Consider the following 11318-nt stretch of genomic DNA (forward strand, 5'->3'; position numbering starts at 1 on the left):
CAGGAGGACCGCCACGTGAGCCAGTACGTGACCAGGCTCGGCCGTCGCTCGCCGGCAGCGCCCAGCAGGCTCCGGCTCCCGGGCGGGAACCGCCGCCCGCGCCGCGTCGCCATGCTCAGCGTGCACACGTCCCCGCTGCACCAGCCCGGCACGGGCGACGCGGGCGGCATGAACGTCTACATCGTGGAGCTGGCCAAGCGCCTCGCGGCGATCAACATCGAGGTCGAGATCTTCACGCGCTCGACTACCGGTGCGCTGCCGCCCGCCGTCGAACTCGCCCCCGGCGTTCTCGTGCGCCACGTGGACGCGGGTCCGTACGAGGGCCTGGCGAAGGAAGAGCTGCCCGCCCAGCTCTGCGCCTTCACGCACGGCGTGATGCAGGCATGGGCGGGCCACCGCCCCGGCTACTACGACCTGGTCCACTCGCACTACTGGCTCAGCGGCCACGTCGGCTGGCTGGCCGCCGAGCGCTGGGGCGTGCCCCTCGTGCACGCCATGCACACGATGGCGAAGGTCAAGAACGCCGCCCTCGCGGCGGGCGACACCCCGGAGCCCGCGGCGCGCGTGATCGGCGAGACGCAGATCGTGCGGGCCGCCGATCGTCTGATCGCCAACACCTCCGAAGAGGCCGACGAGCTCGTACGCCACTACGAGGCGGACGCGGGCAAGGTCGCCGTCGTCCACCCCGGCGTGAACCTCGACCGCTTCCGCCCCGCCGACGGCCGCGCGGCGGCCCGGCAGCGCCTCGGCCTCCCGCAGAACGCCCTCGTCCCGCTCTTCGCGGGCCGCATCCAGCCCCTGAAGGCACCGGACGTGCTGCTCCGCGCGGTGGCGGAGCTCCTCGACCGATGTCCCCGGCTCCGCTCGAACATCGTCGTCCCCGTGGTGGGCGGCCCGAGCGGCAGCGGCCTCGCGAAGCCGGAGGGGCTGCAGAAGCTCGCCGCCAGGCTGGGCATCGCGGACGTGGTCCGCTTCCAGCCGCCGGTGGGCCAGGAGCAGCTCGCGGACTGGTTCCGGGCGGCCTCGGTCCTGGTGATGCCCTCGTACAGCGAGTCCTTCGGCCTGGTGGCCATCGAGGCCCAGGCGGCGGGCACCCCGGTCCTCGCGGCGTCGGTGGGCGGTCTGCCGGTCGCCGTGCGCGACGGGGTGACGGGCTTCCTGATCGACGGCCACGAGCCGGCCCACTACGCGCGCGTGCTGCGCGATTTCGCCGAGACCCCGCACCTCGTGGACCAGATGGGCGAGGCGGCGGCCCAGCATGCGCAATCCTTCGGCTGGGACACGGCCGCGTCCGCCACGGCGGACGTGTACACGGCGGCGGTGCACGAGCACAGGCGTCGCGTACGCTCGCATCATGGCTGATCAGGCTGACGACGCCGCGACTTCGATCATCGAGCGGACGCTGGACGATGCGGAACTGCAGTGGGAGAGCCCCGAGAGCGGCTCCTACGTGGTGACGCTGCCGGGCACCCGCAAGCTGTCGACGACGCTCTCCCTCAGGGTCGGCAAGCACGCCCTCTCCCTGACGGCGTTCGTGATCCGCCACCCCGACGAGAACGACGCCGCGGTCCACCGCTGGCTCCTGGAGCGCAACCTCCGTCTGTACGGGGTGAGTTACGCGATCGACTCCCTCGGCGACATCTACCTCACCGCCAAGCTCCCGCTCTCGGCGGTCACCCCGGACGAGCTGGACCGCCTGCTCGGCTCGGTCCTGGAGAACGCGGACGGCTCCTTCAACACGCTCCTTGAGTTGGGATTCGCGTCGGCGATCCGCAAGGAGTACGCGTGGCGGGTGTCGCGCGGGGAGTCCACGCGGAACCTGGATGCGTTCACACATCTGACCCAGCCGCAGGGCTAGTCCCGCAGGCCAAGAGTCCCCGTACGACATCTTCCCCGTACAGGGAGCTCGTGGCATGCTCGCGCCCATCGCAGACATGAATGGCGTTCACATCCATGGATTGAGGCGGCGGGCATGGGCATGGAGCTTCCCAGCAGACGGGGCGTACTCGGCGGGGCGATAGCGGTGGCGGCGGCAGCAGTCGCGACCGGCGGGGCGGCGTGGGCGAGCCCCGGCGAAACCCCCGCCCTGTGGCGGGAGTTCGCGGCAACCCCGTACACGCACCCCCAGATCCCCTACGTGGCCCGCGCGGGCGCCCTCGCCGGAGCCCGTCACCTCCCGCGCCGCAAGGTGGTCGCGAACGTACGGGACTACGGAGCGAGGCCGGACGGCACGACGGACGCGGCCCCCGCGATCAACCGTGCGCTGGCGGAAGCGGGCGCGAGGGGAGGCGGCACGGTCGTCGTCCCGCCCGGCGAGTACCGCATCGACGACGTCATCCGCATAGCCCACGACAACGTGGTCCTCAGGGGCGCGGGCAGCAACCGCACCACCCTCCACGCGACGAAGAACCTCACGGAACTGATCGGCCCGTACGGCTCGCGCTACGGCGGCGACAAGTCCAGCTGGTCCTGGGCCGGCGGCCTCATCTGGCTCTGCCCGCAGGCCCGTTACGAGTCGCTGACGGCGGCGATCAAGGCCAAGGCGTGGCCTTTCGAGGGTTGGACGGGCAACAAGCGGGACGAGTGGGAGACGTTGAGCACCGTCGCCCCCGCGAGGCGAGGCGACCGCACCTTGCGGGTGGGGGACACCTCCCGCCTCCACAAGGGCGACCTCGTACTGCTGCGCCTGGCCGACGACGCGGACCACACGCTCCTGGAGCACATGGCGGGCGGGGGAGAGGGCCCGGCGGCATACGTCTGGGACGACAAGACAAAGCTCACGTCATACGTCCCGTACGAGTGGCCGGTACGGATCACTTCAGTAAAGAAGAGCACGGTCACGCTCGAACGCCCCCTCCCCTTGGACGTACGGGAGGAGTGGGACCCGCGCCTGACGACGCACGCGAAAGCACTGACGGGAGCGGGAGTCGAGGCCCTCACGCTGGAGGCGGTGGAGACCCCGCAATCCCCGCACCTGCTGGACAAGGGGTACAACGGGGTCACGTTCCAGTGCGCGTACGACTGCTGGGCGGACGACATCGTGGTGCGCCACGTGGACAACGGCTTCGGCCTGGTGAGCGCGTCGGCCTGCACTGTGCGCCGCACGCGCGTGGCGGGCAGGGGAGCGCACCACCCGTACTTCTGCCGCGAGGGCTCGCACGACAACCTCGTGGAGGACTTCAGGATCGACGAGCGCACGGGCCCGGCGCCTTCCGGCACCCAACTTCACGGCATCAACGTGGAGGGCCTGTCCTCCTACAACGTCTGGTCGCGAGGCGTGATGGAGATGGGCACGTTCGACAGCCACAGGGGGATGCCCTTCGCGAACGTGCGCACGGACATCACGATCAACAACAACGGCCGCCACGGCGGAGACGCGAGCGCGGGCCCGCTCTTCGGTGCCCGCTTCACCCACTGGAACATCCGGGTCACCAACCAGCGTGCGGGCCTGACGAAGATCGACGGACTGGCTCCGTACAGCGCCACGGTAGGCATCAACGAGGTCCGAGAGTTCGACCAGATCGACGTACCGGACTTCTCCGGAGACCTGCACTCCCGTATCGAGCTCTACGGGACCACTGGCGTGGTGCGGCCACGGAATCTGTACGAGGCGCAGAGAGGTCTCGGGCTGCGGCTGAACGAGTAGGTGAGAACAGGAGGAGACCCCCGGATCGCACGCACCGGGGGTCTCCTGGCATATCCATCCGGCACAGGCTGATCCAGCCAAGATGCACGGTATGTCGCCAACCGTGGGTAACTGCGTGACTGCACCACGTGGTTCGAGCTACATAGGAGGACAGGGAAGCGGGGGCTTTGGTGCGTGGTGGGGGGTTGCCAAGTGGTGCTGACGATCGATCTCGCGGTCCTGCTGGCCGTCATCATCTTCTTGCTGTGGCGCAGACGCCCTCTGGCCCGGAGCCGATTCAACACGGGCATGACCATGGCCGTGGTCCTGGTATTCGGGGTGCTCATCGCCCCGACCGCCTTCGGGCACGGAATCGTGGACGCCGTGGGTGACGTCGCGCAGGGCATCTCGAACGTGGGCACTACTCCCTGACCGTTCGGGCGCCGGGCGCGGCGAGCTCAGGCGGTGACCGGGTCTCCCACGGCCCCGCCCGTGGCCACGCGGACCGCGGATGCCAGGCGTTCCGGGGTGTCCGCGAACTCGGCGGGGTCGGCGCCGTCGAGGAGGGCCGCGCCGATGTACTCGTTGAGTATGCGGACGGCGGCGGAGGCCGCCGCGGCGTGCAGGCGTACCTGGAGGTCTTCGGCCGGGAGCCCGAGGCGCTTCGCGATGATTTCGGCCATCTCGCGCTCCACCTGGTCGCAGGCCATCAACCAGGCGGTACGCAGCGGCGGTTCCGTATCGGCGAGGCGGATCATCCGCACCGCGAGCGCGTTGTCGGCGAGCTCGACGGCGTCGGCCTCGCGGCGGAACCGGCTCGCCTCCGTCCTGAAGTGCTCCTCGAGCGAGAGGTCCGCGGGCCAGCCGCGCAGCGTGCGCATCTCCCATTCGACGCCTCGCGTCACGATGGGTTCGGCGCAGCTCTCCTTGCTGCGGAAGTGGCGCCAGATGGTGCGGGTGGACAGGCCCACCGCCCCGGCGATCTGGTCGCCGCTGGTGGCGTCGACGCCCTGCTCCCAGAACAGGCGGGACGCCTCCCGGGAGATCTCCAGGCGCAGCCGTTCACGGCGCTGCTCCTTCATTTCCTGCCTCCGCTCGCGTTCCGCGTTCCGCGTTCATGCCGTACGTCCGGGGGCGGTCAGGCGCCCTTGGCGGGCAGCAGGCCGATCTCCGCAAGGCGCTTGTTCGAACGCCGGGCGGCCCAGGCGACCACGAGGAGGGCCAGGGCGAGCAGCGGGAAGCCCATGGCGATCTTGGCGAAGCCGAGCGAACCGACCTGGTCGGTCGCGTAGAAGTACTGCTGGACGGCGAAACGGGCGCCGAAGACGGTGGCGAGGACCAGAGTGGCGACGTCGTAGTAGAGCCGCGAGCGCTTGTCCGCGCGCCAGATGTTGCCCTTGCCGGTGGCCACGTTCCAGATCACGCCGGCCAGCGGCCACCGCACCAGGACGGAGAGGAGGAAGAGGACGGCGCCGGCCAGGCTCGCCCAGATTCCGATGAGGAAGTAGTCCTTGGCGGAGCCGGTGAACCAGACGATGCCGGCGGCGATCGCGACGCCGAACACGCCGCCGATCGCGGGCTGCACCGACTCCTTGCGCACCAGCCGCTCGATGCCGATGGCCACCGCGACGGCGACGGCGGCGATGAGCGACGCCTTGATCCCGCGGAAGTTGTGGGTGATGACGAAGGCAAGGACGGGCAGGGCCGAGTACACGACTCCCTTGGTGCCGCCCGCCTGATCGAGGACCGAGGGCCGCTGCGGGGCCGCCGCCTGCCCTGCCTGCGCCGCCTGCCCCAACTGCAGGGTCTGTCCTTCCTGCCCCGCCTGCACTGCCTGTCCCGCCTGCACTGCCTGCGCGTCGGACTTCGTCTCCAGGAAGCTCAAGTTCTTGCTCTTCATGGTGGTCGGTTCTCCCGATTCGTCTGGTGGCGAGGCGATGCCCGGTGCATCACTTGATGACATCGTGTCACTAAGTGACGCACCTGGCTACCCCCAACCACGGCACCCGGACAGCAAAAAGCCCCCTACCGGCGAAGAATTCGCAGGTAGAGGGCTTAAAGCGGTGGGCTGACCCGGGCTTACTTCTTCTTGCCCTGGTTCTTGACCGCCTCGATCGCAGCCTTCGCCGCATCGGGGTCGAGGTACGTGCCCCCGGCCTTCACGGGCTTGAAGTCCGCGTCCAGTTCGTACGCCAGCGGGATGCCCGTCGGGATGTTCAGGCCCGCGATGTCCTCGTCCGAGATGCCGTCCAGGTGCTTGACCAGGGCGCGCAGCGAGTTGCCGTGGGCCGCGACCAGGACCGTCTTGCCGGTCAGGAGGTCGGGGACGATGCCGTCGAACCAGTACGGGAGCATGCGGACGACGACGTCCTTGAGGCACTCCGTCTGGGGGCGCAGCTCGGGCGGGAGCGTCGCGTAGCGCGGGTCCTCGAACTGCGAGTACTCCGCGTCGCGGTCGAGCGCCGGCGGCGGGGTGTCGTACGAGCGGCGCCAGAGCATGAACTGCTCCTCGCCGAACTCGGCGAGCGTCTGCGCCTTGTCCTTGCCCTGGAGCGCGCCGTAGTGCCGCTCGTTCAGGCGCCAGCTGCGGTGGACCGGGATCCAGTGGCGGTCGGCCGCTTCGAGGGACAGCTGCGCGGTGCGGATCGCGCGCTTCTGGAGTGACGTGTGGACCACGTCGGGCAGCAGGCCGGCGTCCTTGAGCAGCTCACCGCCGCGGACCGCCTCCTTCTCGCCCTTCTCGTTGAGATTGACGTCCACCCAGCCGGTGAACAGGTTCTTCGCGTTCCACTCGCTCTCGCCGTGACGGAGGAGGATCAGCTTGTACGGTGCGTCGGCCATGCCCCTGAGCGTAATCGAACCGCCGGGTGCCCCGCGCGTCCGCCCGTAGCCCGGACAGCGGGGCGAGGGGAGGGGCGGCGGCGGGGCGGGGAGCCGGGCGTCAGTTGACGGGTTCTGCTAATCCAGTGGCTCTTCCCGGCCTGCTGGTCGTAATGTTCGGTCGTCGCTAGAGACGCTTACATTTCTGCTTGATCCAGTGGGGGAATCCGCATGCCACTCGCCGCCCTGAGACGTGCCGCCAAGGAGTCCGTCTCCGGTCTTCCCCGCGAGTTCTGGTGGCTGTGGACCAGCACCCTCGTCAACCGCCTCGGCGCCTTCGTCGCCACCTTCATGGCGCTCTACCTCACCCTCGACCGCGGCTACTCCGCCACCTACGCCGGTCTCGTCGCCGCGCTGCACGGCCTCGGCGGCGTCGTCTCCTCGCTCGGCGCGGGCGTGATGACCGACCGGCTCGGGCGGCGGCCCACCCTGCTCATCGCCCAGGCCTCCACCGCCCTGAGCGTCGTGCTGCTCGGCTTCATGAAGGACCCCCTGGCCATCGCCGCCGTCGCCTTCCTCGTCGGCATGGCGAGCAACGCGTCCCGGCCCGCCGTCCAGGCGATGATGGCCGACATCGTCCGCCCCGAGGACCGGGTGCGGGCCTTCTCGCTCAACTACTGGGCCATCAACCTCGGGTTCGCGATCTCGTCCGCCGGAGCCGGTTTCATCGCCGAGTTCAGCTATCTCGCCGGGTTCCTCATCGAAGCCGTGATGACCATGGTCTGCGCCGTCGTCGTCTTCGCGAAGCTGCCGGAGTCACGGCCCGTGCGGACCGCCCTGGAGAAGGAGTCGGAGCCGGACGTCGGGCTCGGGACTGTTCTGCGTGACGGGCGCTTCATGGGCGTGGTGGGGCTTTCGTTCCTCGTCGCGCTGATCTTCATGCAGGGCTCCGTGGGGCTGCCCGTCGCGATGGGCGAGGCCGGGTTCACGCCCGCCGACTACGGGATGGCCATCGCCGTCAACGGCGTACTGATCGTCGCCCTGCAGATCCCGGTCACCCGCTTCATCGAACACCGGGATCCGCAGCGACTGTTGGTCGTCTCCGCGCTGCTCGCCGGTTACGGCTTCGGCCTCACCGCCTTCGCCGGGTCCATCGGCGTATTCGCCCTCACCGTGTGCGTATGGACCCTGGCCGAGATCGTCAACGCCCCCACGCAGACCGGCCTCGTCGTACGCCTCTCGCCGACTCACGGCAGGGGCCGCTACCAGGGCATGTACACCCTGTCCTGGGCCGTCGCCGCGCTCGTGGCCCCGCTGATGTCCGGCTTCGTCATCGACCGCTTCGGCGCCCAGTGGCTCTGGGGCACCTGCGCGGTCATCGGAACGGTCGCCGCTCTCGGCTACTGGTCGCTTATGCGGGGGCTGCCCGCGGAGGAGGTAACGGTGGGCGCGGTTGCCGTGCCGGTCGCTCCCACCCCCGGCGCTCCCGCCCCCGGCGAGCCCGCCGATCTCCCCGCCCGCGCGTAGCGACCGCCGCCGCTCCCCGCCCAGCAACACCCGCGCGCGTGTGCGCCGTTGGTGCGCCCCTCCCCAGTGGGCATGGAACGGGCATCAGGCAGTACGCCATCGAGGAGGAGACCCATGGCCGAGTCCCGCATCAGCGAAACCGTCCCCGAGCAGCCGGTCGATACGCCCGGCCTGCCCGCGCTCGTGCTCCTCGGCGCCTGCGGCTGCGGCTCGGGCTGCAGCTGCGGCTGCCAGTCGGGCGGAACGTGCCAGTGCGGCGGCGGCTGCGGCTGACACGCCACAGAGCCACCGAGCACAAAGGGGTGGGCCCGCACAGTCAGTGCGGGCCCACCCCTTATACGCATCGCACCTCAAAAGCTCAGGCGCCCTCCACCGGCGTCCCCGTCGGCTGCATCTCGTCCGCGTGCTCGCCCGTGACCAGGTAGACGACCCTCTTCGCCACCGAGACCGCGTGATCGGCGAAACGCTCGTAGTAGCGGCCGAGCAGCGTCACGTCCACGGCCGTCTCGATGCCGTGCTTCCAGCGGTCGTCCATCAGGTGCTGGAAGAGCGTGCGGTGCAGCAGGTCCATCTCGTCGTCGTCCTGCTCCAGCTGGAGCGCGAGGTCGACGTCCTTGGTGATGATGACTTCCGCCGCCTTGGCCATGAGGCGCTGCGCGAGCTGCCCCATCTCCAGGATCGTCGCGTGCAGATCCTGCGGCACGGCCGACGCCGGGAAGCGCAGCCGGGTCAGCTTGGCGACGTGCTGGGCCAGGTCACCGGAGCGCTCCAGGTCGGCGCTCATCCGCAGCGAGGTGACGACGATGCGCAGGTCGGTGGCGACCGGCTGCTGCCGCGCGAGCAGGGCTATCGCGCGCGCCTCCAGGTCGTGCTGGAGATCGTCGACCTTCTGGTCAGCGGCGATCACACTCTCGGCCATCTTCAGGTCGGCGTCGAGCATGGCCGTGGTGGCGCGCCCGATCGCGGACCCGACGAGGCGGGCCATCTCGACCAGGCCTTCGCCGATCGAGTCAAGTTCCTCGTGGTACGCGTCCCGCATGTGGATGTCCCTCTCTAGTGCGTCCCGGGGGCTGACCCCCACGCTCCCACGGTGCGGCTCCGACGCGTCCGTTTCCGGCATCCCGAATGAACCGTCCCTGTCACCGAGGTGAACTATGGGCGACGCGTGGTGCGCGCCGGGGAGCCGGCCCCGCGCGGGCCGGAGTAACCCGTTCGGCGGAAGTGAACCATCACCGTCCCCTCGGTGAACTCTGGGCGACGAGTGTTCGAGCGGGCCCCCTGATGGCTGGGGCTGATGCTCACCAGGCGCATAACCTGGAGGCATGGACGTGAACGCGGCGGTCGCCGCAGCGGCAGCGATCGCCGGGGTGTGCACCGGTGTCATCGCCATGCTGGCGTTCCGCTGGAGCGAGCGCGACCTGAAACGCCCCACCCGGACCTCCCTGCACACAGACCCCGTACTGCCGCCGGGCGTCGACACGGTTCTCTCCGTGCTGCGCTCATCCGCCGTCGTCCTCGACGAGGCGGACAGCGTGGTGAAGGCCAGCTCGGCCGCGTACGCCCTCGGACTGGTCCGCGGCGGCAAGCTCGCCGTCGAGCCCATGCTCCAGATGGCGCGCGACACCCGCCGCGACGGCGAGATACGGCAGGTCGAGCTGGATCTGCCGCGACGCGGCACCGGCCGGGGCGAGGCCCTGGCCGTCTCCGCACGCGTGGCCCCCCTCGGCTCCCGCCTGGTCCTGCTCCTGGTGGAGGACCTCACGGAGGCCCGCCGCATCGAAGCCGTACGACGCGACTTCGTCGCGAACGTGAGCCACGAGCTCAAGACCCCGGTAGGGGCACTCTCCCTTCTCTCCGAGGCCGTCATGGACGCCTCGGACGACCCCGAGGCCGTCGAACGCTTCGCGGGCCGCATGCAGATCGAGGCGACCCGCCTGACCAGCCTCGTGCAGGAACTCATCGACCTCTCCAGGGTCCAGAACGACGATCCCCTGGAGGACGCCGAACCCGTCCGTGTCGACGAACTGGTGGCGGAGGCGATCGACCGCAGCCGTCACCAGGCCTCCCACAAACAGATCACCATGGCCGCGGGCGGCACCGCCGACCTGCAGATATGGGGCAACCGCGGCCAGCTAGCCGCGGCGCTCGGCAATCTCGTCGAGAACGCCGTGAACTACTCGCCAGCGCGCACCCGGGTGGGCATCGCCGCCCGCCGGGTCAACGCGCCGGGGGGTGGGGGCACCTCCCAGGCTTTCGGCACTGGGGGACTCATCGAGGTGGCCGTCACCGACCAGGGGATCGGCATATCCGACAAGGACAAGGAGCGCATCTTCGAGCGCTTCTACCGAGTCGACCCGGCCCGCTCCAGGGCCACCGGCGGCACGGGCCTCGGCCTCGCCATCGTCAAACACGTGGCCGCCTCGCACGGCGGGGAGGTCACCGTGTGGAGCTCCGAGGGACAGGGCTCCACCTTCACCCTGCGGCTGCCCGAGGCAGCCGCGACCCGCGACCGCGGATCCGGTCACGGCGGAGACGGCAGCGAAGCCGACACCGCACGGCCCGACGAGACCACTTCGTACGAACCCATTCCTGCCCCGGAGGTCCTTCCGTGACCCGAGTGCTCGTCGTCGAGGACGAGGAATCCTTCAGCGACGCCCTGTCCTACATGCTCCGCAAGGAGGGCTTCGAGGTCGCCATAGCGGCCACCGGCCCGGACGGACTCGACGAGTTCGAGCGCAACGGCGCCGACCTCGTCCTGCTCGACCTGATGCTGCCGGGCCTGCCCGGCACGGAGGTCTGCCGCCAGCTGCGCAGCCGCTCCAACGTCCCGGTGATCATGGTCACCGCCAAGGACAGCGAGATCGACAAGGTGGTCGGCCTGGAAATAGGAGCCGACGACTACGTGACCAAGCCCTTCTCCTCGCGCGAACTGGTGGCCCGCATCCGCGCGGTCCTGCGCCGCCGCGGAGAGCCGGAGGAGGTCGCCCCGCAGGCCCTGGAGGCGGGCCCGGTCCGGATGGACGTGGACCGCCACGTCGTCACGGTCTCCGGCTCCAAGGTCGACCTCCCCCTGAAGGAGTTCGACCTCCTGGAGATGCTGCTGCGCAACGCGGGCCGCGTCCTGACCCGCATGCAGCTCATCGACCGCGTCTGGGGCGCGGACTACGTGGGCGACACCAAGACCCTCGACGTCCACGTCAAGCGCCTGCGCGCCAAGATCGAACCGGACCCGGGGGCGCCGCGCTACCTGGTGACGGTGCGGGGCCTGGGCTACAAGTTCGAGCCGTAGACAGCTCCCCGGTAGACGGCCGCACGGCAGACAACAGAGGAGGGGCGGGAACCCGGT

At 70.0% G+C, this 11318-nt stretch carries 12 protein-coding genes; 8 read left to right on the top strand and 4 right to left on the bottom strand.

The window, feature by feature from the left end:
• Positions 1–15: 15 nt before the first annotated feature.
• The 4 genes from mshA to ACWFR3_RS33600 all read left to right on the top strand — a co-directional run bounded on the left by mshA (position 16) and on the right by ACWFR3_RS33600 (position 4057).
• Positions 16–1362 carry a D-inositol-3-phosphate glycosyltransferase gene (gene mshA / locus ACWFR3_RS33585; protein WP_453738455.1) on the top strand — a complete coding sequence of 449 codons (1347 nt, stop codon included), beginning with the start codon at positions 16–18 and terminating at the stop codon, positions 1360–1362.
• Positions 1355–1858, top strand: a complete 504-nt coding sequence (locus tag ACWFR3_RS33590; protein WP_453738456.1) for a YbjN domain-containing protein — start codon at positions 1355–1357, stop codon at positions 1856–1858. Before mshA ends, ACWFR3_RS33590 begins: the two co-directional genes overlap by 8 nt.
• A 114-nt stretch (positions 1859–1972) precedes the next feature.
• Positions 1973–3646: a glycoside hydrolase family 55 protein gene (locus ACWFR3_RS33595; protein WP_453738457.1), complete on the top strand. Its 1674-nt coding sequence runs from the start codon at positions 1973–1975 to the stop codon at positions 3644–3646.
• A gap of 192 nt (positions 3647–3838) precedes the next feature.
• Positions 3839–4057, top strand: coding sequence for a hypothetical protein (locus ACWFR3_RS33600; protein ID WP_453738458.1), 219 nt, complete (start codon positions 3839–3841; stop codon positions 4055–4057).
• Between the two features lie 26 nt (positions 4058–4083).
• Here ACWFR3_RS33600 and ACWFR3_RS33605 read toward each other — a convergent pair whose 3' ends face one another.
• The 3 genes from ACWFR3_RS33605 to ACWFR3_RS33615 form a co-directional block, all read right to left on the bottom strand.
• A complete protein-coding gene (locus tag ACWFR3_RS33605) occupies positions 4084–4707 on the bottom strand; it encodes a TetR/AcrR family transcriptional regulator (protein ID WP_453738459.1) in 624 nt (207 codons plus the stop codon).
• Positions 4708–4763: 56 nt separating this feature from the next.
• The gene (locus ACWFR3_RS33610) at positions 4764–5525 is read right to left on the bottom strand and encodes a DUF3159 domain-containing protein (protein ID WP_453738460.1); all 762 of its coding nucleotides are present in this window, start codon (positions 5523–5525) and stop codon (positions 4764–4766) included.
• 179 nt (positions 5526–5704) lie between these two features.
• Positions 5705–6466, bottom strand: a complete 762-nt coding sequence (locus ACWFR3_RS33615; RefSeq protein WP_453738461.1) for a phosphoglyceromutase — start codon at positions 6464–6466, stop codon at positions 5705–5707.
• Between the two features lie 210 nt (positions 6467–6676).
• On the opposite strand from ACWFR3_RS33615, the gene ACWFR3_RS33620 reads away from it, so the two are divergent.
• Both ACWFR3_RS33620 and ACWFR3_RS33625 read left to right on the top strand, forming a co-directional pair.
• Positions 6677–7972, top strand: a complete 1296-nt coding sequence (locus ACWFR3_RS33620) for an MDR family MFS transporter (protein ID WP_453738462.1) — start codon at positions 6677–6679, stop codon at positions 7970–7972.
• Between the two features lie 114 nt (positions 7973–8086).
• A complete protein-coding gene (locus tag ACWFR3_RS33625) occupies positions 8087–8245 on the top strand; it encodes a hypothetical protein (RefSeq protein ID WP_453738463.1) in 159 nt (52 codons plus the stop codon).
• Positions 8246–8330: 85 nt separating this feature from the next.
• On the opposite strand, the gene phoU is transcribed toward ACWFR3_RS33625, so the two are convergent.
• Positions 8331–9011, bottom strand: coding sequence for a phosphate signaling complex protein PhoU (gene phoU / locus ACWFR3_RS33630; RefSeq protein ID WP_190083747.1), 681 nt, complete (start codon positions 9009–9011; stop codon positions 8331–8333).
• 283 nt (positions 9012–9294) lie between these two features.
• Between phoU and ACWFR3_RS33635 the strand changes: the two genes are divergently transcribed.
• Positions 9295–10584 carry a sensor histidine kinase gene (locus tag ACWFR3_RS33635; protein WP_453738464.1) on the top strand — a complete coding sequence of 430 codons (1290 nt, stop codon included), beginning with the start codon at positions 9295–9297 and terminating at the stop codon, positions 10582–10584.
• Positions 10581–11261, top strand: a complete 681-nt coding sequence (locus tag ACWFR3_RS33640; protein ID WP_030362171.1) for a response regulator transcription factor — start codon at positions 10581–10583, stop codon at positions 11259–11261. Before ACWFR3_RS33635 ends, ACWFR3_RS33640 begins: the two co-directional genes overlap by 4 nt.
• Positions 11262–11318 lie beyond the last annotated feature (57 nt).

It is taken from the genome of Streptomyces sp. NPDC055189 (assembly GCF_053606765.1).

What these genes read in the sequence shown, in the direction of transcription:
- ACWFR3_RS33590 (WP_453738456.1), top strand. Translation starts at nt 1,355, where the DNA reads ATGGCTGATCAGGCTGACGACGCCGCGACTTCGATCATCGAGCGGACG.
- ACWFR3_RS33595 (WP_453738457.1), top strand. Translation starts at nt 1,973, where the DNA reads ATGGGCATGGAGCTTCCCAGCAGACGGGGCGTACTCGGCGGGGCGATA.
- ACWFR3_RS33605 (WP_453738459.1), bottom strand. Translation starts at nt 4,707, where the DNA reads ATGAAGGAGCAGCGCCGTGAACGGCTGCGCCTGGAGATCTCCCGGGAG.
- ACWFR3_RS33610 (WP_453738460.1), bottom strand. Translation starts at nt 5,525, where the DNA reads ATGAAGAGCAAGAACTTGAGCTTCCTGGAGACGAAGTCCGACGCGCAG.
- ACWFR3_RS33615 (WP_453738461.1), bottom strand. Translation starts at nt 6,466, where the DNA reads ATGGCCGACGCACCGTACAAGCTGATCCTCCTCCGTCACGGCGAGAGC.
- ACWFR3_RS33620 (WP_453738462.1), top strand. Translation starts at nt 6,677, where the DNA reads ATGCCACTCGCCGCCCTGAGACGTGCCGCCAAGGAGTCCGTCTCCGGT.
- ACWFR3_RS33625 (WP_453738463.1), top strand. Translation starts at nt 8,087, where the DNA reads ATGGCCGAGTCCCGCATCAGCGAAACCGTCCCCGAGCAGCCGGTCGAT.
- phoU (WP_190083747.1), bottom strand. Translation starts at nt 9,011, where the DNA reads ATGCGGGACGCGTACCACGAGGAACTTGACTCGATCGGCGAAGGCCTG.
- ACWFR3_RS33635 (WP_453738464.1), top strand. Translation starts at nt 9,295, where the DNA reads ATGGACGTGAACGCGGCGGTCGCCGCAGCGGCAGCGATCGCCGGGGTG.